This window comes from Halospina denitrificans (assembly GCF_004364635.1).
GTDB lineage: Bacteria > Pseudomonadota > Gammaproteobacteria > Pseudomonadales > Oleiphilaceae > Halospina > Halospina denitrificans.
In genome coordinates, this window is record NZ_SOAX01000004.1 from 209,271 (window position 1) to 233,309 (window position 24,039).

Annotated in this window: 27 protein-coding genes and 1 riboswitch; of the genes, 10 read left to right on the forward strand and 17 right to left on the reverse strand. The window is 62.0% G+C overall.

The genetic code is table 11. The features are described 5' to 3' along the window. Positions 1-32: 32 nt before the first annotated feature. Complete coding sequence (locus tag DES49_RS10460) at positions 33-572, reverse strand: PEP-CTERM sorting domain-containing protein (RefSeq protein ID WP_133736351.1); 540 nt, start codon at positions 570-572, stop codon at positions 33-35. A 353-nt stretch (positions 573-925) separates the two neighbouring features. On the opposite strand from DES49_RS10460, the gene cobG reads away from it, so the two are divergent. Next, complete coding sequence (gene cobG, locus DES49_RS10465) at positions 926-2,209, forward strand: precorrin-3B synthase (protein WP_133736352.1); 1,284 nt, start codon at positions 926-928, stop codon at positions 2,207-2,209. Here cobG and cobM read toward each other — a convergent pair whose 3' ends face one another. Continuing rightward, positions 2,210-2,965 carry a precorrin-4 C(11)-methyltransferase gene (gene cobM / locus DES49_RS10470; protein WP_133736353.1) on the reverse strand — a complete coding sequence of 252 codons (756 nt, stop codon included), beginning with the start codon at positions 2,963-2,965 and terminating at the stop codon, positions 2,210-2,212. Continuing rightward, positions 2,962-4,230 (reverse strand): precorrin-6y C5,15-methyltransferase (decarboxylating) subunit CbiE, encoded by a 1,269-nt coding sequence (gene cbiE, locus DES49_RS10475; RefSeq protein ID WP_133736354.1) that lies wholly within the window; start codon positions 4,228-4,230, stop codon positions 2,962-2,964. Before cbiE ends, cobM begins: the two co-directional genes overlap by 4 nt. Positions 4,231-4,244: 14 nt before the next feature. On the opposite strand from cbiE, the gene DES49_RS10480 reads away from it, so the two are divergent. Next, positions 4,245-5,024, forward strand: coding sequence for a cobalt-precorrin-6A reductase (locus tag DES49_RS10480; protein ID WP_133736355.1), 780 nt, complete (start codon positions 4,245-4,247; stop codon positions 5,022-5,024). Between the two features lie 96 nt (positions 5,025-5,120). On the opposite strand, the gene cobJ is transcribed toward DES49_RS10480, so the two are convergent. The 6 genes from cobJ to DES49_RS10510 all read right to left on the reverse strand — a co-directional run bounded on the left by cobJ (position 5,121) and on the right by DES49_RS10510 (position 10,296). Then, a complete protein-coding gene (gene cobJ, locus DES49_RS10485) occupies positions 5,121-5,867 on the reverse strand; it encodes a precorrin-3B C(17)-methyltransferase (RefSeq protein WP_133736356.1) in 747 nt (248 codons plus the stop codon). Beyond that, the gene (locus DES49_RS10490) at positions 5,864-6,625 is read right to left on the reverse strand and encodes a precorrin-2 C(20)-methyltransferase (protein ID WP_133736357.1); all 762 of its coding nucleotides are present in this window, start codon (positions 6,623-6,625) and stop codon (positions 5,864-5,866) included. Before DES49_RS10490 ends, cobJ begins: the two co-directional genes overlap by 4 nt. Positions 6,626-6,630: 5 nt before the next feature. Beyond that, the gene (locus tag DES49_RS10495; RefSeq protein ID WP_133736358.1) at positions 6,631-7,263 is read right to left on the reverse strand and encodes a precorrin-8X methylmutase; all 633 of its coding nucleotides are present in this window, start codon (positions 7,261-7,263) and stop codon (positions 6,631-6,633) included. Positions 7,264-7,658: 395 nt separating this feature from the next. After that, positions 7,659-8,432: an ABC transporter permease gene (locus DES49_RS10500; RefSeq protein ID WP_133736359.1), complete on the reverse strand. Its 774-nt coding sequence runs from the start codon at positions 8,430-8,432 to the stop codon at positions 7,659-7,661. Further along, positions 8,429-9,202 (reverse strand): ABC transporter ATP-binding protein, encoded by a 774-nt coding sequence (locus DES49_RS10505; RefSeq protein WP_133736360.1) that lies wholly within the window; start codon positions 9,200-9,202, stop codon positions 8,429-8,431. The genes DES49_RS10500 and DES49_RS10505 overlap by 4 nt, the downstream gene beginning before the upstream one ends. Continuing rightward, positions 9,199-10,296 carry a cobalt-precorrin-5B (C(1))-methyltransferase gene (locus tag DES49_RS10510; protein WP_133736361.1) on the reverse strand — a complete coding sequence of 366 codons (1,098 nt, stop codon included), beginning with the start codon at positions 10,294-10,296 and terminating at the stop codon, positions 9,199-9,201. Before DES49_RS10510 ends, DES49_RS10505 begins: the two co-directional genes overlap by 4 nt. A gap of 46 nt (positions 10,297-10,342) precedes the next feature. Further along, a riboswitch (cobalamin riboswitch) is annotated at positions 10,343-10,551 on the reverse strand. Positions 10,552-10,723: 172 nt separating this feature from the next. Between DES49_RS10510 and DES49_RS10515 the strand changes: the two genes are divergently transcribed. The 3 genes from DES49_RS10515 (at position 10,724) to DES49_RS10525 (ending at position 13,678) form a co-directional block, all read left to right on the forward strand. Further along, positions 10,724-11,503, forward strand: a complete 780-nt coding sequence (locus DES49_RS10515) for a MerR family transcriptional regulator (protein WP_133736362.1) — start codon at positions 10,724-10,726, stop codon at positions 11,501-11,503. Positions 11,504-11,660: 157 nt separating this feature from the next. Beyond that, entirely contained in the window at positions 11,661-12,611 is a 951-nt protein-coding gene (locus tag DES49_RS10520) for a metal-dependent hydrolase (RefSeq protein WP_243865017.1), read from the forward strand. Positions 12,612-12,748: 137 nt separating this feature from the next. Continuing rightward, on the forward strand, positions 12,749-13,678 hold the full coding sequence (locus DES49_RS10525) for a metal-dependent hydrolase (RefSeq protein WP_208297031.1): 930 nt from the start codon (positions 12,749-12,751) through the stop codon (positions 13,676-13,678). 4 nt (positions 13,679-13,682) lie between these two features. Here the strand turns inward: DES49_RS10525 and DES49_RS10530 are convergent, their stop codons facing one another. Then, complete coding sequence (locus tag DES49_RS10530; RefSeq protein ID WP_133736363.1) at positions 13,683-14,651, reverse strand: sterol desaturase family protein; 969 nt, start codon at positions 14,649-14,651, stop codon at positions 13,683-13,685. A 137-nt stretch (positions 14,652-14,788) separates the two neighbouring features. On the opposite strand from DES49_RS10530, the gene DES49_RS10535 reads away from it, so the two are divergent. Next, positions 14,789-15,781 carry a helix-turn-helix transcriptional regulator gene (locus DES49_RS10535; RefSeq protein ID WP_133736364.1) on the forward strand — a complete coding sequence of 331 codons (993 nt, stop codon included), beginning with the start codon at positions 14,789-14,791 and terminating at the stop codon, positions 15,779-15,781. Here DES49_RS10535 and DES49_RS10540 read toward each other — a convergent pair. Continuing rightward, entirely contained in the window at positions 15,778-16,521 is a 744-nt protein-coding gene (locus DES49_RS10540; protein ID WP_133736365.1) for a sulfite exporter TauE/SafE family protein, read from the reverse strand. The genes DES49_RS10535 and DES49_RS10540 overlap by 4 nt on opposite strands. 148 nt (positions 16,522-16,669) lie before the next feature. On the opposite strand from DES49_RS10540, the gene DES49_RS10545 reads away from it, so the two are divergent. From DES49_RS10545 to DES49_RS10560, 4 genes are read left to right on the forward strand one after another with little or no spacing between them, the layout of a single operon-like run. Beyond that, on the forward strand, positions 16,670-17,278 hold the full coding sequence (locus DES49_RS10545; protein ID WP_133736366.1) for a Yip1 family protein: 609 nt from the start codon (positions 16,670-16,672) through the stop codon (positions 17,276-17,278). A 2-nt stretch (positions 17,279-17,280) separates the two neighbouring features. Continuing rightward, positions 17,281-17,691 (forward strand): HIT family protein, encoded by a 411-nt coding sequence (locus DES49_RS10550; protein ID WP_133736367.1) that lies wholly within the window; start codon positions 17,281-17,283, stop codon positions 17,689-17,691. A gap of 24 nt (positions 17,692-17,715) precedes the next feature. Next, entirely contained in the window at positions 17,716-18,273 is a 558-nt protein-coding gene (locus DES49_RS10555; RefSeq protein WP_133736368.1) for a DJ-1 family glyoxalase III, read from the forward strand. A 30-nt stretch (positions 18,274-18,303) separates the two neighbouring features. Beyond that, positions 18,304-18,981 carry a type 1 glutamine amidotransferase domain-containing protein gene (locus tag DES49_RS10560; RefSeq protein WP_133736369.1) on the forward strand — a complete coding sequence of 226 codons (678 nt, stop codon included), beginning with the start codon at positions 18,304-18,306 and terminating at the stop codon, positions 18,979-18,981. A 24-nt stretch (positions 18,982-19,005) separates the two neighbouring features. Here DES49_RS10560 and DES49_RS10565 read toward each other — a convergent pair whose 3' ends face one another. The 6 genes from DES49_RS10565 to DES49_RS10590 form a co-directional block, all read right to left on the reverse strand. Further along, complete coding sequence (locus DES49_RS10565) at positions 19,006-20,196, reverse strand: cation:proton antiporter (RefSeq protein WP_133736370.1); 1,191 nt, start codon at positions 20,194-20,196, stop codon at positions 19,006-19,008. A gap of 46 nt (positions 20,197-20,242) precedes the next feature. Continuing rightward, positions 20,243-20,890, reverse strand: coding sequence for a hypothetical protein (locus DES49_RS10570; RefSeq protein ID WP_133736371.1), 648 nt, complete (start codon positions 20,888-20,890; stop codon positions 20,243-20,245). 106 nt (positions 20,891-20,996) lie between these two features. Next, positions 20,997-21,578 carry an ATPase gene (locus DES49_RS10575; RefSeq protein ID WP_133736372.1) on the reverse strand — a complete coding sequence of 194 codons (582 nt, stop codon included), beginning with the start codon at positions 21,576-21,578 and terminating at the stop codon, positions 20,997-20,999. Continuing rightward, entirely contained in the window at positions 21,559-21,969 is a 411-nt protein-coding gene (locus tag DES49_RS10580; RefSeq protein WP_133736373.1) for a TA system antitoxin ParD family protein, read from the reverse strand. Before DES49_RS10580 ends, DES49_RS10575 begins: the two co-directional genes overlap by 20 nt. A 72-nt stretch (positions 21,970-22,041) precedes the next feature. Then, positions 22,042-22,860, reverse strand: a complete 819-nt coding sequence (locus DES49_RS10585) for a hypothetical protein (protein WP_133736374.1) — start codon at positions 22,858-22,860, stop codon at positions 22,042-22,044. A 51-nt stretch (positions 22,861-22,911) separates the two neighbouring features. Continuing rightward, positions 22,912-23,892, reverse strand: coding sequence for a hypothetical protein (locus DES49_RS10590; protein WP_133736375.1), 981 nt, complete (start codon positions 23,890-23,892; stop codon positions 22,912-22,914). Positions 23,893-24,039 lie beyond the last annotated feature (147 nt).

Here is a 24,039-nt window from a genome sequence, read left to right on the forward strand (position 1 = left end):
GGGAGCTTTTATGATAGACAGAAAGCTGACAGTTACGCGCTTTGATTGTATTTCCGGCGTCCTGTGATCAAGCCAAGAACGCCGAGGCTGAGCAGACCCAGAGTTCCCGGTTCCGGTACCTTGACCGAGCTGCCATTGAACTCGGTCAAGTGGCTGAGTTCCATTTCCTCCAGCTTGCTCGAGTCAAAGTAGGATAAGAGGTTGAACACGCCCCAATCCATGCTGGACTCGTTTTTAAACAGTACATGCTTCGATTCGCTACTAGCGTTCCCGTCATACACCAGGAAATAGGAGGGGGCGTTGAAAAGCTCGAACGCTACCACGTTCGGGTCTTCGTTAGTGATGGAAAAGCCAGCCCCTTCGGTTTTACCTGCAAACGTCAATGTGGTTCCTGTACTCGAGGAGGCCCACGCGGTCTCAGTTGCACTCCCGGAATTCGGCAAGGTAGTCGATTCTGCCTCAAAACTATCAAGACCACCAACATCGGTGCCCCCGGAAATGGTATAAGCAAACGCGTTGCCGCTCGCACCGAGCACCATCAGCGTAGCTGTTAACAGAAATTTGATTCTCATAATAACCTTCTCCTTGTCACCAGCCACTGGCTGGCGGCTTCAATAGTGGTAAATGGCTTGGCCATCACACCATCCCTTGGAATCCAGGTTGCCCGTTTTCTTTCAGGACGCAAGGGGAATAAAAGCAATTTTCAGGCCAAAAATACAAGGTGTTGAAAATAGAAGGTATATGCTTTTATGGAACTGTGCTTTCGTAAAAAAAACTGACACTTAGGAACCTGGATCCCTTGGTCTGACAGGATCCGGAACCTCTCGGTCTAGGTTGCGTAGACCCCGCCAGTGATATCCCGGCCGCTTCACAGTCCCGCACCCGGGTATTACCATGGTGCTTCAATCGTTGCCAGGAACCCTGCATGATCAGCAGTGATGCCTTCCGTCGTGGCGCCTGCCCCGGAGCAGGCGCACCCATGGAGAGTGGAGACGGTCTGATATCCCGGGTACGGCTACCAGCCGCTCGTCTGTCCGCAAACCAACTCGCAAGACTCGCGACGCTGTCCCTGCAGGACGGGCAGGGACTGCTCGAACTCACCAGCCGGGGCAATATCCAGATCCGGGGCCTGACCGAAACCTCCGAACGCCATCTGACCCGGGAGCTGGTGGCAGCCGGTCTTGCCCTGGCGGACCCCGAAGCGGAAGCCTGCCGGAATATCCAGAGCAGCCCGGGGTACGATCTGGACCCGATGGCCGTAGCCGATACCCGCTCCGTGGCGGAGCGACTGGATGCACGCCTGCAATCCGACCCGGCCTTCCGGAAACTCCCGCCCAAGTTCCGCTTTGTCCTCAATGGCGGCGGACAGGGCCATCTTGCGGAGGTGGACGGCGATATCCGGGCAGACGCCGTCACCACGCCTTACGGCGTGGGCTATCGGTTGGCCCTGGCGGGAACGGCTCACGGCTCACGACCTCTGGGCCTTTGTCGGCCGGAACGGCTCATTGATGCGCTGGCAGGGCTTGCCCACGGGTTTCTGGCGCTCAACGAGCGACTTGTGACCCCCATGCGCAGAATGAGTGGATTGCTTGATGTTCACGGCACAGCGCCCTTTCTAGACGCGATCGGGGCCTGCCTGCAGTCAGCGCCAGATTTGCCAGAGCATCCGACACCCATGAAACCGGGCCCGCTGGGGCGGGGAGTCGTCGCCGGTGTTCCCCTGGGACGTCTTGATGCGGCGCTGGCACAAGCCCTGGCGGAAATCAGCGGGGAATACGGTAATGGGGAGATCCGTACCACCCCATGGCGCCAGGTCCTCATACCCGGGAACCCCGAGCAACTTGGCCCACGACTGCGCGACATCGGACTGATTACGGATCCAATGGATTCGCGAAATTCCATTGTGACCTGCCCCGGCCAACCGGAGTGCCAATCGGGCACGACAGGAACCCGGGACCATGCATTGGACTGGGCTCAGGCCGTACCGGAAATCTTCGATGGCGACTCGATTGTTCATATTTCCGGTTGCGCCAAGGGCTGCGCCCGACCCCGGAATAGCCCCATTACCGTCGTAGCCCACGAGGGGCTCTATGATGTCATCCTGAACGACAGGCCCCTCCCTGAGGATGAGACCAACCGCGTCGTCCGGGGGTTGGAACCTCAGGAAGTGCCCGATACGCTGCGTGCCCTGGCGCGGTCCACCCGCTGATCAGCCCTCTCGGAACAACCGATGATGGGCCGGATCATAGAGTGCACTGTTGCAGAAACCGGTCTCCCCCAGCGCTGGTCCCACCAGGATTAACGCCGAGCGCTTTTCCGGGATACTTTCAACCGCCGCCTCCAGATCGACCAGCGGCGCCCGAAGCACCTGTTCATCCGGCCGGCTTGCACGAAAGACCACGGCCGCCGGGCACTGGCTCCCATAATAGGGCACCAGGCGCTGTACCACGGAATCCAGCGTGTGCAGGGACAGATGGATGGCCAGGGTCGTTCCTGTAGCCGCCCAGGCCTCCAGGGTCTCCCCTTCGGGCATGGCCGAAGCTCGCCCCTGGGTCCGCGTTAGCACCAGACTCTGGGCCACGCCCGGCAGAGTCAGTTCCTGGCCCAGCACGGCAGCCGCGGCTGAGAAGGCCGGAACCCCGGGAGTAAGTTCAAAGGGAATGCCCAGTACCCGGAGGCGTCGAAGCTGTTCCGCGACCGCCGAGTAAATAGCCAGATCCCCCGAATGCAGGCGCGCCACGTCCAGCCCCTGCTCATGAGCTGCCTGGATTTCGCCGATGATGTCATCCAGGGCCATGGAGGCCGTATTCACCAGCCGTGCCTCGGGTGGGGCATGCGACAGAACCTCGTCGGGGATGATGGAGCCCGCGTAGAGGCAAACCGGCGAGGCCGCGATCCGGTCCCTGGCCCGCAGGGTGATCAGGTCCGGCGCGCCCGGCCCTGCCCCAATGAAATGCACCGTCATGATTGTACCTCCTTTCGATGAGCGCCCTTGGTGGCATGCCAGATCGTTATGGGACGGTCGGACCGCCAGCCGTTGAACCGACCCAGGGCCTCGGTGCGATCAACGGAAAGCCGGATAAGCTGTCCGCCATGGCAGGATTGCGCCACCAGTAGCGCCGTTTCCCCTTCCGTGGTCACCGCCGTCGCCACGCAGCGTCCGCCTTCGGGCAATGCCTGCCAGCAACGATCAATGACGCCGTGACCACTGGCACCACCGCCGATAAAGACAGCGTCCGGGTCCGCCAGTTGGGGAATTGCCTCGGTAATATCGGATTCCAGGGTCTCGAGATGGCCAACGCCATGACGACGGGCGTTCTCCCGCACATTGGCCAGCCGGTCCGAACGCTTATCCACGGCGGTCGCCCGGTTCGCACCGTCGCTGCGCAACCACTCCACGGCCACCGCACCGGACCCTGTCCCCAGGTCCCACAGATGCTCACCGCCGCGTGGCGCCAAATGCGCCATGACCACGGCCCGGATTTCGGGGGCCGAAATCTGGCCATCATGGCAGTAATCCGATCCGGGCCGGCCCGGCGCCAGGGCCACGGGTGTCTCCCGTTCGTCGGCAATGCATTCAATCGCCAGGGTATTGAGGTTGAACACTGGTTGATCCAGCCCCTCTCTCGCGCGGATTTCCCAGACGCGTTCATCCGCGCCACCCAATGCTTCCAGTACATGGAGGCGGCTCTCCCCGTAACCACTCTCGCACAGGATGTTCGCCACCGTTTCCGGGCTGCCGCCGTCGTTGCTCAGAACCAGCAGCCGACGCCCTGGCACCAGGCGCGCGCGCAGCCGGTCCGGGTCGCGCGCCACCAGGGAATGACAGTGCAGGTCCTGCAGCGGCCACCCCAGCCGCGCCGCTGCCAGCGAGAACGCCGAGGGCCCGGGATGAACCACCATGGCCTCCGGCGGAAGGTAGCGGCTGAGCGTGGCACCAATCCCGTACCAGAAGGGGTCACCACTGGCGAGCACGCAGACAGGGTGCCCCTGCCGGCGCTTAATCCACTCGATGCCCTCACTGATCGGCGACGGCCACACCTCGCGCTGCTGCCCCGCCACCGCCGGCAGATGCGACAGATGGCGCTCACCGCCGATCACCAGCTCGGCGCTCAGGACCGCATCACGGGCTGCCTCGCCCAGCTCCTGCCAGCCAGCCTCCGAAAGCCCGACCAGGCTGAGCCAGGCGACACGCCCCCCATCGGATACAGACGTACTGTTGTCACTCATTTATACTCCGCCCCATGCAAATACTGATTCTCGGCGGCACCCGCGACGCCATGACCCTGGCCGACCAGCTCCTCGACCATCCCGAGCTGCAACCCATCTACTCACTCGCCGGCCGCACCCGCCGCCCACTGCCGCCTTCACTGCCGACGCGCCGTGGCGGCTTCGGTGGCATCGAGGGCCTCAAACAGTGGCTGATCCGCAACAACACCGCCGCCGTGGTGGACGCCACCCACCCCTTCGCCGCCGAAATGTCCAACAACGCCGCCATCGCCTGCCAGGAACTCGGCATCCCCCTCGGCCGCCTCGAACGCCCGCCCTGGGAAGAAACCGACGACGACCACTGGATCCGCGTCCCGGATCTTCACGAAGCCGCCCGACAGGCCGAAGCCATCACCGACCCCGGCGCCACCCTCTGGCTCACCACCGGCCGCACCAGCCTCGCCGCCTTCGAACCCATCACCGACCGCCACCTCCTGGTCCGCTGCGTCGACCCACCGGACCCGGCCCCCGACTTCCGCAACTGGACCCTCATCGAAGACCGCGGCCCCTACGACCTCGACGACGAACGCAACATCATCACCACCCACAACGTCGCCGCCCTGGTCACCAAAAACTCCGGCGGCCAGGCCGCCCGCCCCAAACTGGACGCCGCCCGCGAGGCCGGCATTCCCGTCGTCATCGTGGACCGCCCAACACTGCCCCCAGCCACCCACAGCTTCGATTCACTCGAAGCCGTAACAACCTGGCTGGACAGAGGCCTGCAAGTAAGCCGGATAAGCCAGGGGCGGGGGTAGGCTGAATGGGAAGCTCCGGAGCCATGGATGGCGGAGGGCAGCCTACAGGGACGTACTTGTGGCGGTTCCCATTCAGCCTACCCCCGCCCCTGGCGTCTACTCGTAGTCTCTAGGACTGTAAACCCAGTCCCGACCAGCATGCGCAAAGAACCGACTCCGAGAGTTCCCCACAATCACCAACGTCCGCATATCCACCTCAGAAGCATCCGCCTCCGCCAGCGTCGTCATCCGAACCCACTCATCAGCACGCCCCACCGCCGCCGCAAACACCACCGGCGTCTCCCCCGGCTGCTCCGCCCTCAGAATGCTCAATGCCTCCCCCATCTGCCAGGGACGACTGGACGAACGCGGGTTATAAAAGGCCATGGCAAAATCCGCCTGCGCCGCCAACTGAAGACGCCGGGCAATCACCTCCCACGGCTTGAGGTTGTCCGACAGCGACATCACACAGAAATCATGCCCCAGCGGCGCCCCCACACGGGCCGCCGCAGCCTGAAGCGCGGAAATTCCCGGGTAAATACCAAACTCAACATCCGCCCACCCAGGCTTCGCATGCCGATCCAGCACCTCGCACAGCGCCGCCGCCATGGCAAAGATCCCCGGATCGCCCCCGGAAACGACGGCCACATGCCGCCCCTCCGCCGCCAGATCCAGGGCCTGGGCCGCGCGCTCCAGCTCCTCGCGGTTGTCCGAGGCATGGCACCGGTGCCGCTCGGAAGCCAGGCGATCCAGGTAGGGCCCATAGCCCACCAGATCCGTCGCCATGCCGATAACCGACTGCGTCTCCGGACTGATCCACCCCGGTCCGGCCGGCCCCACACCGATCACATCCAACCGCTTCATACACGCACTCCCGGCCCCGGAATCAGGATCATCGAGAAGTAAGGTGCCTTGCCCTCCGGCGCCTCGGCCAGCGGCATCACCTGCTCCTCCGGCATGCTTGCCTTCTCCACGTACCAGGCCCGTTCCAGGATGCCCATATCCGATGCAATGCCACGCAGCAGCGGCAGGTTGGTCCCCACCTTCATGATCACAGTGGCCCGTTCCGGATCGATGCTGGCCCGCAGCGCCTTCTCCCCCATGGTCCCGGGAATCACGCGAAGCTGGTCATCGCGCATCATCAGCGGATGCGGCAGCAGTGCGCCACCGGCCATCATCGCGCCAACACCCGGTACCACGGTGCTCTCGTAACGGTCCTTAAGGCGAAGGAAGATGTGCATGAAGGAGCCGTAGAAAAACGCATCCCCTTCATTGAGCACGGCCACGGACCGGCCGGCGTCCAGGTGCCGGGCCACGGCCTGTGCCGATTCCTCAAAGAAATCCTCGATCTGCTGGCGGTATTCCCTGCTGTCATGGGGAATCTCGTTGGTGACCGGATACACCATGGGCAGCTCCTCGTGCTGGGGCGAAATATGCGCCTCGCAGGAAGTACGCGCACGCCCGCGCCCGCTGCGTTTGCAGAAATAGGCCACCACGGGGCAGTTTTCGAGCAGGCGCACGGCCTTGAGCGTCAGCAGCTCCGGATCCCCCGGCCCCGTACTGATGCCGTAGAGATGCCCCTTTCCGGTTGTTGCTGGTTGAACTGATGCATTATTGAACATGGCTGTTATTCCGTTTCACTGGCAAGCGCGTTGACGGCGGCCGCGGCCATGGCACTACCGCCACGGCGCCCGTGTACCGTCATGAAGGGGAGGTCCCGGGTGGCGGCAAGCGCTTCCTTACTCTCCGCCGCCCCGATGAACCCCACCGGAAATCCAAGCACGGCGGCAGGACGCGGTCCGCCCTGCGCCAATCTGTTGAGAAGATGGAACAGCACCGTCGGCGCATTACCGATGGCTACCACGCTGCCTTCCAGATGTTCTTCCCAAAGATCCAGTGCAGCGGCACTCCGGGTGTTGCCAATGGCGGCGGCGTGCTCCGGCACCCGTTCGTCGCGAAGGGTACAGATCACCTGGTTGTCCGCCGGCAACCGTTTGCGGGTGACACCGTGGGCGACCATTTCGCTGTCACACAGAATCGGTTTACCCGCCTGGAGAGCAGCCTTGGCGGCACTGGCAACATCTGCGGAGAAATCCATATCCTCCACAAGATCCACCATGCCGCAGGCATGAATCAGACGAACCGCCGCCTTTTCCAGGTCGGCAGGCACCCTTGAAAGATCCGCTTCCTCGCGGATCGTCGCGAATGACGCCCGGTAGATCGCCGCGCCATCCTTTTCATACTCATGGAGCTCATCCATGTTCTGGTCCTCAAACATCTTGGTTTGTTGAAACTCTGTCGGTAGCTGTTGGGTTTTGGGGGAGGACAGGGTTGGGGGCCGCTTTCCGGGAATCGCTGTAAATACGTCCCTGTACGCTGCCCTCCGCCATCCATGGCTCCGGAGCTTCCCGGAAAGCGGCCCCCAACCCTGTCCGTCTAACCACGAGTTACCGCTGCTACCACCACTTCACTTTTCAAAAAGAAAAACCCTTTTGAGGTCGCGATACCCCCAACTTGAAAGTGAGCGAATCGGGTAGTGCTTTCCGGGAAGCTCCGGAGCCATGGATGGCGGAGGGCAGCCTACACGGACGTACTCGTGGCGGTTCCCGGAAAGCACTACCCGATTTGCTCAGGCACGAAGCCAACATTCCTGAGTCATGGCTTGATCCGTACTCCCCTGGCAATCAGCCACCAAGCAAAAACACCAACAACCACCGTCACGACCGGCAGTACCAGCAACGTCCAACCACCGCCAACACTCCCCGCATCCATCAGGCTGTACCGGAAACCATCCACGATGTAGACCATGGGATTGCCCAGGGACAGCGTGTCCCAGGGCGCGGGAAGACGGTCAATGGGATAGAAGACACCGCCGAGATAGATCAGGGGCGTCAGCAGGAAGGTGGCGATAATCGAAGTATCATCAAAGCTGCGCGCAAACACGCCATTGATCAGCCCCGCAAAGGAAAACAGCAGCGCACTCAGGAAAGCCACCACGAGGCCGGACCCCAGGTGGTGGATTTCCAGGCTGGTCAGCGGCAGCGCCAAGGCCATAACCAGGGCCCCCGCCATCAGCCCACGCAGCACGCCGGCAGTGGCAAAACCGGCGACGATCAGCCAGGCCGGCATGGGCGCCACCAGCATCTCCTCGATGTGAAGCTGAAGCCGGGCGCCATAGAACGCCAGGGTGGTGTTGTTGTAGGCGTTGGTGACCACGGCGAACAGGACCAGCCCGGGCATGATGAAATCCGCATAGTTGGTGCCTTCAACCCGGCCGATATCGCGGCCTACGAAATGACCAAAGATCAGCATGAACAGCGAGGCCGTCACCACCGATGGCAGCAGGCTCTGGACCCAGGAGCGCATGAAGCGACGCACCTGGCGGATGACCAGCCCCTGGTAGGCGTTCCAGTAGATTTCGGCGTTCATTCTGACACCTCCTTGGCCTCGGAATCCTTGGAAACCATCGCGAGAAAACGCGATTCCAGGCTCTTCGAGCCGGTCCCGCTGGCACTGTCATCGCCGAAAAGCTCGGAGGGCGTGTCGTTGGCAATCAGGCGTCCCTCGTTCAGCACGGCCACGGTCTCGCACAGGTCCCGCATTTCCTCCAGGTAGTGGCTGCTCATGAGGATGGTGGTGCCGTTGGCATTGAGTTCCTGCAGCAGCTCCCAGGTATCCCGCCGCGCGGCCACGTCCAGGCCGGCGGTGGGTTCGTCCAGGATCAGGAGCCTGGGTTCGTGAACCAGCGCGCGGGCGAGCATCAGGCGCCGCTTCATGCCGCCGGACAGGCCCCAGGGTTTGCGCTTGGCGCGTTCTTCCAGGCCAACTCGCGCCAGTGCCTGATGGGCACGCTCACCGGCCCGTTTCCGGGGAACGCCGTAATACATGGCCTGACCAACCATGGTCTCGATAATGGGCTCGAAGCTGTTGAAGTTCACTTCCTGGGGCACCAGGCCGACGTGGCGCTTGGCGGCCACCGGGTCGCGCGCCAGGTCGTGGCCGAACAGGGCCACGGAACCGGTCTCGATCCGCACGAGCCCCGTCATCAGGCCGATCAGGGTGCTCTTGCCGGCGCCGTTGGGGCCGAGCAGCCCATGGAAGGCGCCCTGGGGGACCTCCAGATCCACGCCGGCCAGCGCGGTCTGATTGCCTTTGTAGGTTTTGTGGAGGCCGGATAACCGGATCGCCGCCGCTGTCATGCCACCGCCTCCGCATGCCCGATGAGTTCGCCCTTGCGGCTGACCGCGCAGACACTGAGATGCGCTGCATCTGGCAGGTAAGCCCGGGTCCGCTCCAGCCCCAACGCCGCCATGCGGTCTCCCAGCGGCACCTGCTGTGCCTGGCAGTAGCCCAGGGCCTCAATGCTCGTGTTCGATGCCCGGATACGCTCGCAGAGGTCATCATTGGCCCCCACGGCGGCCGCTTCCCGGGCGATGAAATCAAGGTCGATGGCGCAGCGCGCACTGTGGGTATCCGGGTGGCCGGCGGCGTACTTGGTCAGCTTGCCGAAGCCGCTGACCAGCGTGACCCGGGGTAGCGGATGGCGCTTCAGATACTTGAGCAGAGCCCCGAACATGTCGCCCATTTCCACAATCGCGCCTTCTTCCAGACCGTAGTGGGTGCGGGCGAACTGCTCGCTGGTGCCGCCGGTACAGCCGGCAATGTGCGTCAGGCTGTTGGCACGGGCCACGTCCACGGACTGGTGGATGGAGGCGATAAAGGCGGAGCAGGAGAAGGGCCGGACGATGCCCGTGGTACCCAGCACTGAAAGGCCGCCAAGGATACCCAGCTTCGGGTTCATGGTGCGCCGGGCAATAGCGTCTCCGTCATCAATGCCCACGGTCACGCGGAAGCCGCCGATATAGTCCGCCTCGCGCGCGACGGTCTCCAGGTGCTCGCGGATCATCTGGCGGGGAACCGGGTTGATGGCGGGCTCACCGGCGGGCACCGGCAGTCCCTCGCGGGTCACGGTGCCCACGCCCTCGCCGGCACGGAAGGCCACCCCGCTGTCCCCGGTCAGCTCAATCCGCACCCAGAGCCGTGCACCATGGGTGGCATCCGGGTCATCGCCGGCATCCTTGATGATGCCCGCCGTGGCAGCGCCGCCGGCAACACAGAGGTCTTCCAGGACCATGGTCGGTTCCTGACCCCGGGGCAACCGGATGCTCACGCCCCGGTCCTCGCGTCCCAGCAACAGGGCACGGGCCGCCGCCAGTGAGGCCGCCGTGGCGCAAGCGCCGGTCGACAGTCCCTGACGCAGAGGACCATTATGTTCGGGAGTTTCAGGACGCATGGATACTGAAGCCTGGAGTCCTCACCGCCGTGCCACCCGCACACCAACGATGCTGATCCCCTGGGCCGGTCTCCGGACTCGTGCGGGAACCGTACTGGTTCCGGTGAATCGCCTTCCCATGGAGTAGCACCACAGTGGCGGGGAAGATTCACGCTCGACACTTACCGTTGCGGGGGCAGTCCCGGATTTTCACCGGGTTCCCGTTTCAGCCGACTATCCGAACAGATGCCGGCCACCCAGGGACGAAAGAGGGGCAAATCCTAGAGGATCGACGCACCCTGGTCAAATCGCCACCAGCAGCCCTTGATTTTTGCAACACGCTCTATCGCCGGACAACGGCGGCGCTAGTGCGAACCAGTCCGGTATTCTTTAACGCCATGGCAAGCTAGAATGCCGAATCCATGTATGTACGCTCACGAGAGAGCCAATGGCGAAAAGCAGCACACAGCAACCCGGCGAATTCTCGATCGACCAGCTCGCACGGGAAAGCGGCATGACGGTACGCAACATCCGCGTCTACCAGGAGCGCGGCCTGATCCCGCCGCCGGAGCGCCGTGGCCGTAAGGGCATCTACAGCGAGACCCACCTTTCACGGCTGCGCATCATAGGCCGGCTGCTGGAGCGCGGCTACACGCTCAACAACATCGCCGAGCTGGTGGAAAGCTGGGAACAGGGCAATGGCATCGAGCACATCCTCGGGCTGGAAAAAGCCGTTGTCAGCCCCTGGTCCGACGAGCTCCCCGAGTACCTCACTAAGCGCGAGCTGGTCCAGAAGTTCGGCAACATCTTTCTGGGAAAGGCCCTTAACCGCGCCATTGAACTGGAGATCATCATCCCGGAGGGGCGGCGCTACCGTATCCCCAGCCCTCGCATGCTGCATGCCGGCGCCGAGTTGGTGAAAACCGGGATTCCGCTGGAGGATATGCTGGAAGTGGTCGCCTACCTTCGCCAGAACGTTGAGGAAGCGGCCGAGGCCATGGTCAAGCTCGTGGAGACCCACATCTTCGACCGCTCCAGCCCCGAGATGCCCCCGCCCGAGGAGTCCGAGGAGCTGGCCCAGCTCATCTGGCGCCTGCGCCCGCTGGTGGAAATGGCCGTGCTTCCGGAAGTTGCCCGCGCCATGCAGAAAGCCGCCGACCGCCACCTCGGCGACCGCCTTGCCTATGTGCTTGACCATCTGAACCAGCCCGCCTCTTCCCGGGAATAAACCCCCAACACGATCCCATCCCAGACTTGGCCAAAATGACGTCTGGCAGCGTCAATTCGGTCCTTGCCGCCCCATCGATTACTGTTACATTGACTAATGTCACTTTTGGAATTGTAAAGATACCAAAAGCTCAAACACTAACCGGAGAGGGCGCGCCATGACAGCCGCAACCGCAACCGCAGCCAAGCATCATGACACCGAACAGAATATCCCTGGACCGGGCGATGACGGCATGGTCATGCCGGAACGCCGGGACCTGCACTTCCTGCCACCGAAGGAACGTATTCACGACTGGCATCAGGCGGGCCCGCACATGACCCAGTTCATGAACGCCCTGTCGCTGTTCTTCCCGGCCGGCGAACGGCTCTTTATTGACGCCGTGCGCGAGTACCGGGACCAGATCCCCGACCCGGACCTGAAGAAGGCCGCCACCGCCTTCATCGGCCAGGAGGCCATGCACAGCCGGGAACACATCGAATACAACAGCCTCATGGAAGAGGCCGGCCTGCCGGCGGACAAGCTGGATGCCTTCGTCTGGTCCCTGCTGGACTTCCTCAAGGAACGCACCCCCAAGAGCATGCCGTTGTCAGCCACCATCGCCCTGGAGCACTTCACGGCCCTGATGGGCGGATTCCTGCTGGACCATCCGGAAGTCCTGGATGGCTCCCAGGAGGACTACCAGCGCATGTGGCAATGGCACGCCATGGAGGAAGTGGAGCACAAGGCGGTCTGCTATGACGTATGGGAAAAATGCGTCGGGCGCGGCCCCACCGCCTACCTGAAGCGGGCGTTCGGCATGACCGCGGCCACCGCCATCTTCTGGCCGCTGGTACTGGCGTTCTACATGCAGATGGTCAACTCGAGCGAAGCCTGCCGAAAGGAGGGCTGGCGCGGCCACCTGACCGTGCTCAACATCCTTTTCGGAAAGCCAGGCGTACTGCGCAAGCAGATCCCGCACTCGCTGGCGTTCTTCAAGTACAGCTTCCACCCCTGGCAGCAGAACAACAGCCACCACATCGCCCATCTCAACGAACTGGCGGAAGAGGCCGAGGAAGCCTATCAACAGGCCATGTCCAGTTACGGCGAGCATCATCAGACCCATCATTAAGCTCCTCTTCTGGCCCGGTTCGCCGGGCCCTTTTTCCTGTTTGCCGTCCTGACAACCCACCCCGTCACTTGAGTCTTGTTGGTGTCGTAGCAAGGCGTACATTGGAATCAGCACCCATCAAAAGGGAAGGGGGACTTATGACAACCACAACAGACCACCCCACGGAGACCGGCCAGGCCAATACCGGCCCGGGCGACGAGGGCATGGTCATCCCGGAACGCCGCGACCTGCACTTCCTGCCGCCCAGGGAGCGCATCGAGGACTGGCACAAGCTCGGTCCCCACATGACCCAGTTCATGAACACCCTCTCGCTCTTCTTTCCGGCGGGCGAGCGACTGTTCATCGACGCCGTGCGCGCCTTCCGCGACGAGATTCCGGACCCGGACCTGAAAAAGGCCGCCACCGCCTTCATCGGACAGGAGGCCCTGCACAGCCGCGAGCACATCGAGTACAACAAACTCATGGACGAAGCCGGTCTTCCAGCCGGGCGCCTGGACCGCCATGTCACGAAGATGCTGGACTGGTTCAAGGAACACGGCAGCCGCGAGGACCTGCTGGTGGAGACCATTGCCCTGGAACACTTCACCGCGCTCATGGGCGATTTCCTGCTGGATCACCCCGAAGCGATGGAGGGCTCCCAGGAGGACTACCTGCGCATGTGGGAATGGCATGCCATGGAAGAGGTGGAGCACAAGGCCGTGTGTTTTGATGTTTACGAAAAGTGCGTCGGGCGCGGCCCGCGTGCCTACGCCCACAGAACTCTGGGCATGCTGCGGGCCACGACCATCTTCTGGACCAACGTCACCCGCTTCTACCTGCAGATGACCGAGGCCAGCGAAGCCTGCCGCAAGGAGGGCTGGCGCGGCCACCTGACCGTGCTCAACACCCTGTTCGGCCGCCCGGGCCTGCTGCGCCGCCAGCTCCCGTCATGGCTGGAGTTCTTCAAGTACAGCTTCCACCCCTGGCAGCAGAACAACAGCCACCACATTGCACGACTCCAGGAACTGGCGGAGGAAGCGGAAGCGGCGTATCAACAGGCCAACGCCGAGTACGCCACTCACCACTAAGCGCCTACCGGGCCCGGTCCGCCGGGCCCGTCGTCATCCCCGATCCAGCCCCGTCCGGTAATCGCTGCCACTCGGGCGGCTTCCACAGGTGCTTCAGGCGCTCCTTCACCGGCCCCTGGATTGTCATGTCCCGGAACATATCCACATACTCATGGGTCCAGAGCGTAATCAGGTCATTAGCCGGTACCGGTGTGGTGATGCCGTAGACGGGCGGGTCCTTGGCCTTCTCGTCCTCGAAGCTGCCGAAAAGCCGGTCCCAGATGATCAGCACGCCGCCGTAGTTGCGGTCGATGTAGCCGGGATTGCGGCCGTGGTGCACACGATGATGGCTGGGCGTATTGAAGATGAACTCGATCCAGGGATGGAGCTTGCCCACCAGCTCGGTGTGGATAAAGAACTGGTAGACCAGGGACAGCGCATAGACGATGCCGATCCAGACCGGATTGAAGCCGATGAACGCCAGGGGCAGGTAGAAGATCCAGGTGCCGTTGAAGATGTTGGTGGCGTTCTGGCGCATGGCGGTGGTGAAATTCAGCCGTGGCGAGGAATGGTGCACCACATGCGCCGCCCAGAACCAGCGGATGCGGTGCCCCGCCCGGTGCTGCCAGTAGAAGCAGAACTCCACGCCCAGAAAGGTCAGAACACCCGTCAGCAGGTTCAATTCGAAGTCGAACAACCGGTAGTGATACAGCACCGAATACACCGGGAAGGCAATCAGGCCGGCAAACAGCAACTCCGTGATTTGATAACCCGCGCCGAGCATGAAGTTCTTCACGCCCTCGCGCCCGTCCATACGCTCCGGGTCATGCTTCAGCTTCTGGTATTCCCAGAGCGCAACCAGGAGAAAAACCGGCGTCGCCACCACGAAAATCAGCTGCCTTGCATCCAGCGCCAGCCACTCACTGGCCAGTGCCCACAGGGCCAGCAGGCCACTGTCGGCCAGAACCGCGTGCATCATATCCAGTAATGCCATAGCAGACCTCTCCTGTTGATGGGCCGTCGGCGTGTCTTCCTTTATAGGAATCATTCTTCCACCAACGCAGGCTTGATGATTGACAATCCACGCCACGTTATTGATGATTCACGTCAACCTATGAGCATCGGAACACAATGCGCATCAACGGCGCCTGGACAGGCCTGCTCACCGACTGGCTCGACCAGAACCAGCTGGACGCCCCCGGAACCCGATCGCGGCTGGCCCGCTATGCCCCGGACGACAGCGTGCCCGTGGCCGTCTGGCGGGAATTGCTGGAAGATACCCTGGATACCATAGCCACGGGAGTCGCCCCCGAGCTGGACGTCGGGGCCTGCGTCCAGCCCCGCCACGTTGGCGTACTCGGCTACCTGGTCCTGGCCTGCGAAACACTGGGCGATGCCATGCTCGCCTACCAGCGCTATGAACGGCTCTTCTATGGTGAACAGCTGGCCCAGATCGATACCGATGGCACCGATGCCGAGATCCGCTGGCCCCAGACTCCGGAACCCCTGGGCCAGAAAGCTGACGGGGTCGCAATTGCCGCGCTGGTGACCTTCCTGAGGCGCCAGCTGGACGACCCGCCACCGCCCTCCGGCATCGCCTTCCACGACGTGGTTTCCCCTGAACAGGCCTCCGCCTACGAGGCCTTTTTTGACTGCCCGGTTGTCTTCGGAGATGACTTCGTGCGGGTACGTTTTCCCCTGCACTCCCTGCAGATGCCCATGCCCCGCCGGGACCCCACCCTGCGCCAGCTGCTCAACCGCCAGGCCGATGCCCTGCTCCAGACCCTCTCCCGGGACCAGCTCCTGGAAGAACAGCTCCACCGTAACCTGCTGCGGCTGCTGGCGGAGGGGGATCCCACGCTGGAACGCATGGCCCGGCGCCTGCACATGGCCCCGCGTACCCTGCAACGCCGCCTGGCGCGACACGGCATGAGCTGGCAGCAATGGCTGGACCATGCCCGGGAACAGCTGGCCCGCCAGTACCTGGCGGACCCGGGTCTGAACCTGAATGAGATTGCCCTTTTGCTGGGTTTTTCCGAGCAGAGCGCATTTACGCGCAGCTTCCAGAGATGGACGGGCGAAACACCAGGGGGGCGGCGGCGTGTTCGGGATCGGAGGAGCTAGGCGGAAAACATGGAGAGCATGCCGCGAACCAGCGCCGCGGCACCCGCGACGGCAGCAATACCCAGGATGATCGGCCGCAGCCGGCTCGAAGGCAGGCGCCCCACAAACCAGCGCGACATCACAAAACCCACAATGACGCCGGGGGCTGTGGCCAGGAACAGCAACAGCTCCTTCACCCCCAGGTATCCGGAGGCAACCAGCGCCGCAATACTCAATACGCTTGCGAACATGAAGAAGGCGGACATATTCGCCCTGACCAGTGGGCCCTTCTCGTTCTGGTAGATGAGAGCAATGGGCGGGCCGCCAACGGCAGTAATGGTCCCCATGAAGGTGGAGGCGGCACCGGCAACCACGCTGTTGCGGCCGTTGAGCCGGGGCTTCCAGCCACCGACACTCAGCGTAACCGCCAGCAGGATCAGCACCCCGAAGACCAGCTCAAACCCACGGGGTGAAATGACCATCAGCGTTCCGGCTGCAAGGATGGTTCCCAGGACCCCGCCTGCGACGGCAAGGCGCACCTCCCTGACACTCACGCCCATCCGATGGCGCACCAGCATCAGCAGGTTCAGCAGGGTCGCGTTCATAACCAGAGGCCCCGGAACCAGTACCGGGTTGACCAGGAAAAGCAGCGGCGCGGACAGGGTCCCGATACCATAACCCGCCACTCCCTGAAGACAGGCGCCCGCCAGTACCACCAGGTTCGCAATCAGGATCTGCAATAGCGTGATGTCTGAAAGCATGGACCTCCCCCTGAGATGGAAGCGCTCAGCCTACCAGATCCACCAGTCCCAAGTGTGCAATCACAGGCTCCCGTCCACGCTGGTTTTTGTATTACACTGAGCCGAATCCACTCACCAATTTGCCAACAACAACGACGAGAGCTGAACGATGATCCTGAGCCACGCCATTGGAATGCTGTTCCGCCCGGACGCCGAATGGGCCTCCATCAAGCAAGAAAAGCCCACCCCTATTGCGGTGTACGGCCTCTACATCCTCATCCTGGCGGCCATCGGGCCGGTATGCGCCTATTACGGCACGGTGGAAATGGGCTGGTCCATTGGCGACCGCATCATCAAGCTCACGCCGGACAGTGCCATGCAGCTGGTCATACTGACCTACCTGGCCATACTGGCGGGCAGCTTCGCCCTCAGTTACGGCATCGACTGGATGGCCAACACCTTTGGCTCGGAGCACGAGCAGAACGGCAATAACGCGGTTGCGCTGGTGGCCTACTCGCTGACGCCCATGTACGTGGCCGGCCTTACCCTGCTCTATCCGGATCCCTGGATCAACGCCATGGTCCTGCTGGCCGCCGCCAGTTACGGCGCCTTGCTGATGTGGAAAGGGGTGCCCGTCGTCATGGGCATGAGCAAGGAGCAGTCCATGGTCTATTGCGGCGCCATTCTCACCCTGGCACTGGTCCTGCTGGTCTCCACCCTGGCAACCACGGGCCTGCTGTGGAACTTTGGTTTCGGCCCAACCTTTATTGAAAACTGAATATGGGTTTTGAAGTTCACCCACAGCTGAAGGCGGACTGCCATGTCATGGGACGGTTCGCCTCCTCCCAGGTCCTGCTGCACCGCAACAGCCAGATCCCCTGGTACATCGTTGTCCCCGAGGCCAACGTCCGGGAACTCCATGAACTGCGAGGCTCTCCCAGGCAGGATCTCGACGACCTCCTCAACCGGCTCGCGTGTTTTATTAAAACCCACCACCAGTGCGAACATACCAATGTCGCCGCCATTGGAAATCGCGTTCCGCAACTCCATATTCATGTGATAGGGCGCTGGGAAGGCGACCCCTGTTGGCCGGACGTGATCTGGGGCAACCTGCCCGAAGGCCCGGTACGGTCGGATGCCGTACTGGAGCCGCTCAAGGTCGAACTGGGCCGCTATCTCAGACGCGAATAAGCCTGCACCGGCAAGGAGGTTATCATGGCAACCACGGCACTGGTCCCCATTGCCAACGGCAGCGAGGATATTGAATCGGTCACGATCATCGATGTGCTGCGCCGCGCCGGCGTGGACGTCACCGTGGCCAGTGTGCACGAGGAGCGCACCATTACCGCCGCACGCCAGACCCGCATCACCGCCGATGCGTTGATCAGCGAATGCTCGGGCGTCACCTATGACGTGATCGCCCTGCCCGGTGGTATGCCGGGAGCCGAAAACCTCGGAGCCAGCGAACCCCTGCAGGAACAGCTCCGAGCCCAGCGCGACGCTGGCAGGTGGTACGCCGCCATCTGCGCCGCGCCCGCCGTGGCCCTGGAACCCAACGGGCTGCTCGAGGGTCGCGCGGCCACCGCCCACCCGGGTTTCCAGTCCAGGCTGGCAAATCAGAGCCGGGTCAATGAGCGCGTGGTGATTGATGGCAACTGCATCACGAGCCAGGGCCCCGGCAGCGCCCTGGAATTCTCGCTGGCACTGGTGGAAGCTCTCTTCGGCAAAGACAAGCGTGATGAAGTGGCTGCCCCCATGGTACTTCCAACATAACCCTTCAATTTCCTGACTCGGGGACGACACATGAAAATCCTGATGGTACTGACTTCACACAGCGAGATGGGCAACACCGGCCACAAGACCGGTTTCTGGCTGGAAGAGTTCACCACACCCTATTACATCTTCAAGGATGCCGGCGCACAGATCACTCTGGCCTCGCCCAAGGGAGGGCAACCGCCGGTGGATCCCAACAGTGCGGCGCCGGACGCCGCTTCTGACAGCACTGAACGATTCGAGAAGGACGCGGAGAGCAAGGCAGCCCTTGCGGACACCGAAAAGCTCGCCAACGTCCAGGCCAATGACTACGACGCCATTTTCTACCCCGGCGGCCACGGCCCACTCTGGGATCTGGCCGAAGACCCTGACAGTATTACGCTTATTGAGGAGGCCGTCCGACAGGATAAGGTCATTGGCGCCGTCTGCCACGCGCCGGGTGCATTACGGCATGTGCGCGGCACCGACGGCAATCCTCTGGTTCAGGGCAGGGAGGTCACCGGCTTCACCAATGGCGAGGAAGAGGCGGTGCAGCTGGATAAGGTGGTCCCCTTCCTGGTGGAGGACATGCTCGAGGCCAGCGGCGCACACTACACCTGTGGCGAGGACTGGGAATCGCATGTGGTTCGCGATGGCAAGTTGATCACTGGCCAGAACCCGGCTTCCTCGGAAGATGCCGCCCACGCCGTTCTGGCACTGCTGCGCTGATACCGACCTGTGCGGGAGCCGTGCTCAGCGCTCCCGCACCACCCGGGTCACCAGAATGGGCCCGAACACCTCGAATACGATGGTGGACGTCACGACCGTGGCGACGATCAGGCTTCCCTGATCCGGAAAGCGTTCCGCTGCCAGCAGCGCCATACCCATGGCAACACCTGCCTGGGGTGTCAGGGCCAGACCAAGATCCGACGGGATCCCCTTACGGCTATGCTTGAGCGCACGCACCCCCAGGTACCCCCCCAGATAACGTCCGCCAAGACGCAGAAGAATATAGGCCAGGGTCAGCCAGGCCGCCATGCCCATATAGCCAAGATCGACACTCGCTCCCGAAAGCACGAAAAAGAAGATCAGAAACGGCCACTCGATGTGCTCGATCTCCGTGAAGGAACGGGTGTGGTGGCGGGAAAGATTCACGATCAGGAAGCCGGTCGTCATGGCCGCCAGCAATGATGACACCTGGAGGTAGGTGGACAGCCCGGCGACGAGCAGAATCAGTGCCAGGGCCTCCACCAGCGTGGGCTCGCCCGGCTGGATGCGCCCCGTCAGCCAGGCAGCGGGCAACCCGAGAACAGCGCCCAGGACCAGGGCGCCACCGAGCTCCCAGCCCGCATGCGCCAGTGCCTCAGCGCCGTTTCCGGAAGTGGCCCACCCCAGCCCCGCCATGGCAAAACCAAACACGATAATACCCCAGGCATCGTCAATCGCCACGATACCCAGAATTACCCGTGACCTGAGGCTGCTGTCCCCTTCAAACCGGATGGCCTCACTGACGGCGGCCGGATCCGTCGCCACCGAGATCGCCGCCAGGGAAACGGCCACCGCCAGGGAATAGCCAAGAAGCGTCAGACCCAGACCAACCGCCAGAGCACCCACCAGGATCACGGAAACCGACAGGATCAGGATAAGGGGCCCCGTATTCCGGAGGCGCTTCAGGGTCAGTTCGCCCCCCAGAAGAAATGCCACCATCACCAGCGCCACATTGATCAGAGGCTCACTCAGATCGCCCAGGGGCCGTTCATGGGGTTCCCCAAGAATGCCCTGCTGGATCACCGCATAGGCCACACCCACCAGGACCAGCAGCGATATACGCGGCAGGCGTGTGCGCCTGGCCACGGCGTCCGCGAGGATGCTGACTGACAGCAACACCCCGAGCAGCATCAGGTTGAAGCTGCTCTGGCTCATATCGGCAAGCAGTTGATCCATAAACTCCTTATCCAGGACCGGGAAATTTCAGCTGGTATGGCACCCCTTACCGGTTGGGCATGGACATCATATCCACGTCGGACGGAAGCTGGTAGAAGCTGTCCGGCTTATCCACCTCCTTCGCCTCAATCAGGGTAAGACCTTCCTTCTGGCGGAGAATACCCCCGTATCCGGTTTCATCCAGATCCTTCAGCATCTTCCGGGTACTGCCGGAATCCTCCGGATCCAGCATCTGGCCGACGCGGACCATAGCCTTGAGGAATCCCTGGGTAGCCGCGACAACCCTGGGGTGGTCGGAAAGCACCACCTCAAGCGTCCGGCCGTTAATGCTCACCTCATGGACATGCCCCTCGTACCCGGAGACTGTCTCGGTCTTTCCGGTCTTGCGGATTTCCACATTCTCCGCAGAGCTATCGCCGGATCTGTTGTTTCCCTGGGAAAACTGCGCCATGGCCCTGCCCATCTCGTCCATGTTCACGGCCACCTTCCTGCCGCCCTGGTTCATAACCGAATAGACCTTGCCACCGGACACCAGCATATAACCGTCCTGCCCCGCGTTGATCCGGATATGGTCGTCATCCTGGTAATAGACCTCGGTGCGCGTCTGCCCCGGCATCTCAAACACGCCATAGGCGTCCGCCTGGGCCATCACGGAAACGCAGAGACCAACCGTAAGAGTAAGAATCCTGTACATGATGTCGTCCTTGTTGTCGCCAGTTATCAGGGAAACCCGGCATAGGCGGGATTAGAATCAGATTATCAGGAGTTGGGGGGTACGGCCAGACGCCATGATTCCGCCCCTAAGTCAGCACGATCTCCCTGGCCCACTCCGGCAACGGGTCCAGCGTCCATTGCCAATGACCGTCCCGCCACAGCGCCACGCGTTGGTAGGGTTTCCCGGCACTGGAGTTGTCCACCAGGTGGAGTTCATCAGCCAGGCCGACGCTATCCCGAACCAGTTTCCGGGTCCGGGGAATGCGCGAGCGGATCTTGCGCACGGGCACCTTGTGCCCGCCGGCGGTGACGCGGCTGGCGACGCGGGCGATGTTGAGTTCCGGGTCTGTCAGATGGAAGTAGAAGATACGGATGACAAAGCCGCAGGCCTTGGCCCGGGCGGCGAAGTCGACCTTGGAGGGGTGGGAGTAGACGGTCTCAAAGCAGAAGCTCTGCTGTTCGTCCAGCAGGCGCGCCCGCTCCTTCTCGGCCAGCAGTGACGCCTCGTAGCTGTGCTTCTCGGGGCTGCCCGGCCAGAGCAGGCGCGCAACATTGTCGGCATTCACCAGCGGTATGCCCCGTGGCGCCAGAAACTGTTGGTGGAAGGTGGTCTTCCCGGCCCCGTTGCCCCCTACCAATAGCCAGAGTTCAGGCGGCGTCGCGGTCATCCGACTTCCTGAACCGGCCGTTGCGGAAAATGCCGAGGGTACGCGTGCCGTCCGGCTCAATCGCCTCCAGGTAGCCGGGATGCTCCATCGAGGCCTGGTACACCACACGATCCTGGCGGATGCTCTCGGAAAGGCTGCCGGTTTCCCGGGCTGCCTCCACGTCCGCCCAGATGTCATCGGTCGCGGGCATCTCAACAGAGGGTCTTTCCAGATGCACCTCCTTCAGCCCCTGGGTCAACGCGACAAGATCCTCGGCCGACAACTGGCCGGCAACAGCCTGGCCGATACTGGCCCAGAACTCGATCTGCCGGGGCGTGGTGCGGTGCTGGAGCCCGGCTTCAGCGGCGGCCTGCTTTACGAGTTGGTCATCAAGGCGAACCGGTGTGGACATGGGTACCTCCGGAATGGATGCGTCATGTCTAAAGAGTACGCCGCAGCCCAAAGGTGTTGCAAGTTGCTACACCTAAAAACTAAAACCGATTCCGATCCCCCGCCGCCAACGCGTGCTATCCGGCTCGCTGACGCTGAAAATGGTTGAACCAGTGCTAAGCCGGACAGGATCACTGGACGCAAACGCAGCCCGCTCAAAATAGGCGTAAACGGACAATTCCAGGGTTTCCGTTGCGGGCATGGACCAGGCCACCAGATAGCGTTGCCCATAGTCTCCCTCGGGTTCCAGTGTGGTCTTGCCGGCGCCAAGCGCCGTAAGGTCAATGCGGGTCTCAACCGCCGTCGTCCGGAATACCCCGGCTCTTATCCTGAAACTCTGCCCCCGACCAAGGCTGTGATTGAGTTGCACGGATATTTCGGGCGTCCACCACCGATAACGGGATTCCAGGGCAATGGTACTGCCCGTGGCCTCAATATTCCGGTCCCACTGCCGAAACAGGATCCCGCCCCTCAGGGTCAGATTCACCACTTCTGGGGGGAGCCGGTATCCCAACCATGCCCCCGCTTCCTGGAAACGCGTCCGGGTGCGTGTTTCAAGGGCCCGGCCGGTTTGGGTTCTCCCGGAATAGTCCACCTCACCCTGGTGATAACTGGCGGTCAGGCCAGCACTGAGCGCTGGGCGCAGTCGCCATCGGGACTGTAGCGCAAGGCCGGGCAATCCCCCGTCTTCACGGTTGAGAGTCTGCCCGGTGGTGCTGGTTTCGCGGTATTCCGTGTGCAGCCATTCCGTGGCGACGGAAACGTCGGCAGCCAGAGTGCTCGCAGGAAAGGCACAGATAAAGAGAACTACCGACAGAAATAGCGTCAACTCGGCATTTTTACGGTAAGGCATGGAACCTCATGGACAGCCGGTCCGGAAGAGCCGGACCGGCTTTGGGCAGGGTCAGGTGCGGTCCGGCTGATTGTATCTCTCGGCGTTCCCCCCAAATGTCACAACGCATTCGGTGCAATTCGGGAAGGAGACCTCCACTACGACAGCCCCGGAACTATCCGTGATCGTGATGGTGCCGCCAGTAAAGTTGCCATTTGCGCAGTTTTGCCGGTCGATACCCGAGGCATCAAAGTCCACGTAACCCAGGTCACCATCATAAACACGTGCGGATACATCGTAGTTACCGTTGGAGTCCTCGTTAATTGACACGTTCTCAACGCGATAGGTTTCCCCGTCCGGCCCTTCAAAATCCTCTGAGTAGGAGCACGTTGGAGTAGCCGTGTTCAAGCCTTTACAGGTCGTCGTACCGAGAAGAGTCGAGGTGACCGTTTGACCATCATCCACGGTATAGGTCAGGTTCCAGGTCATGGAGTATTCTGTCAGCTCACTGTTTACATAAGTGGCTGAATAGTCACCAGTCCCATCCGTTACTATCTGGCCGCCATTTGTCGAAACGCAGTAATTGTCATAGGTATAGGAAAAGTTAAGGGTTCCGTTTTCCGTAGTGCCCGACTCATCATCGCCTTCATAGAGAATTTCACCTCCACAGCTTCCTTCCGCGACAAGCGTCGCAGCCGTGGGCGTCATACTCAGCTGGTCATTTTCCTCAATGATACGCAGCAGGTCCGCCGTCAACGCGTCCTCCACTTCAGCACTCTCAATAATGGCCGCAGTGGGAACATCGGTCGTTTCGGAATTGATGGCCTGATAGGTCCCTTCTGTTGATGCATAGGCTACTTCCGCCGCATCATCATTGGAGCTGACCGTGGCTTGGTTTTCGTTTCCGTCGAAAGTGGTTCGGGTAATCGTGTCATCATCACCCCCGCCTCCACCACTGCTGCCACCCAGACAGCCCGCCAACAGCAGTGCGCTGCTGCCAGCAATGAGAAGATTTCGAATTGTGCTCGCGAGTCCTGAGTAGGCTCTGTTCATCGTTCATACTCCCTGGTTCAACATCCGGTTTGAAGCAGAGGTTCCGGAGGGAAAACACCGGAGGCACTTCCATCCCTTACCTCTTAACGAAGATTAATAGCACTTAATTCGAAACGCCAGTTGCAGGAAGCATCTTTTTGATGAACG

Bases quoted from the DNA above. Each gene is read 5' to 3' on its own strand.
- DES49_RS10460 (WP_133736351.1), bottom strand. From the start codon at position 572: ATGAGAATCAAATTTCTGTTAACAGCTACGCTGATGGTGCTCGGTGCG.
- cobG (WP_133736352.1), top strand. From the start codon at position 926: ATGATCAGCAGTGATGCCTTCCGTCGTGGCGCCTGCCCCGGAGCAGGC.
- cobM (WP_133736353.1), bottom strand. From the start codon at position 2,965: ATGACGGTGCATTTCATTGGGGCAGGGCCGGGCGCGCCGGACCTGATC.
- cbiE (WP_133736354.1), bottom strand. From the start codon at position 4,230: ATGAGTGACAACAGTACGTCTGTATCCGATGGGGGGCGTGTCGCCTGG.
- DES49_RS10480 (WP_133736355.1), top strand. From the start codon at position 4,245: ATGCAAATACTGATTCTCGGCGGCACCCGCGACGCCATGACCCTGGCC.
- cobJ (WP_133736356.1), bottom strand. From the start codon at position 5,867: ATGAAGCGGTTGGATGTGATCGGTGTGGGGCCGGCCGGACCGGGGTGG.
- DES49_RS10490 (WP_133736357.1), bottom strand. From the start codon at position 6,625: ATGTTCAATAATGCATCAGTTCAACCAGCAACAACCGGAAAGGGGCAT.
- DES49_RS10495 (WP_133736358.1), bottom strand. From the start codon at position 7,263: ATGGATGAGCTCCATGAGTATGAAAAGGATGGCGCGGCGATCTACCGG.
- DES49_RS10500 (WP_133736359.1), bottom strand. From the start codon at position 8,432: ATGAACGCCGAAATCTACTGGAACGCCTACCAGGGGCTGGTCATCCGC.
- DES49_RS10505 (WP_133736360.1), bottom strand. From the start codon at position 9,202: ATGACAGCGGCGGCGATCCGGTTATCCGGCCTCCACAAAACCTACAAA.
- DES49_RS10510 (WP_133736361.1), bottom strand. From the start codon at position 10,296: ATGCGTCCTGAAACTCCCGAACATAATGGTCCTCTGCGTCAGGGACTG.
- DES49_RS10515 (WP_133736362.1), top strand. From the start codon at position 10,724: ATGGCGAAAAGCAGCACACAGCAACCCGGCGAATTCTCGATCGACCAG.
- DES49_RS10520 (WP_243865017.1), top strand. From the start codon at position 11,661: ATGACAGCCGCAACCGCAACCGCAGCCAAGCATCATGACACCGAACAG.
- DES49_RS10525 (WP_208297031.1), top strand. From the start codon at position 12,749: ATGACAACCACAACAGACCACCCCACGGAGACCGGCCAGGCCAATACC.
- DES49_RS10530 (WP_133736363.1), bottom strand. From the start codon at position 14,651: ATGGCATTACTGGATATGATGCACGCGGTTCTGGCCGACAGTGGCCTG.
- DES49_RS10535 (WP_133736364.1), top strand. From the start codon at position 14,789: ATGCGCATCAACGGCGCCTGGACAGGCCTGCTCACCGACTGGCTCGAC.
- DES49_RS10540 (WP_133736365.1), bottom strand. From the start codon at position 16,521: ATGCTTTCAGACATCACGCTATTGCAGATCCTGATTGCGAACCTGGTG.
- DES49_RS10545 (WP_133736366.1), top strand. From the start codon at position 16,670: ATGATCCTGAGCCACGCCATTGGAATGCTGTTCCGCCCGGACGCCGAA.
- DES49_RS10550 (WP_133736367.1), top strand. From the start codon at position 17,281: ATGGGTTTTGAAGTTCACCCACAGCTGAAGGCGGACTGCCATGTCATG.
- DES49_RS10555 (WP_133736368.1), top strand. From the start codon at position 17,716: ATGGCAACCACGGCACTGGTCCCCATTGCCAACGGCAGCGAGGATATT.
- DES49_RS10560 (WP_133736369.1), top strand. From the start codon at position 18,304: ATGAAAATCCTGATGGTACTGACTTCACACAGCGAGATGGGCAACACC.
- DES49_RS10565 (WP_133736370.1), bottom strand. From the start codon at position 20,196: ATGGATCAACTGCTTGCCGATATGAGCCAGAGCAGCTTCAACCTGATG.
- DES49_RS10570 (WP_133736371.1), bottom strand. From the start codon at position 20,890: ATGTACAGGATTCTTACTCTTACGGTTGGTCTCTGCGTTTCCGTGATG.
- DES49_RS10575 (WP_133736372.1), bottom strand. From the start codon at position 21,578: ATGACCGCGACGCCGCCTGAACTCTGGCTATTGGTAGGGGGCAACGGG.
- DES49_RS10580 (WP_133736373.1), bottom strand. From the start codon at position 21,969: ATGTCCACACCGGTTCGCCTTGATGACCAACTCGTAAAGCAGGCCGCC.
- DES49_RS10585 (WP_133736374.1), bottom strand. From the start codon at position 22,860: ATGCCTTACCGTAAAAATGCCGAGTTGACGCTATTTCTGTCGGTAGTT.
- DES49_RS10590 (WP_133736375.1), bottom strand. From the start codon at position 23,892: ATGAACAGAGCCTACTCAGGACTCGCGAGCACAATTCGAAATCTTCTC.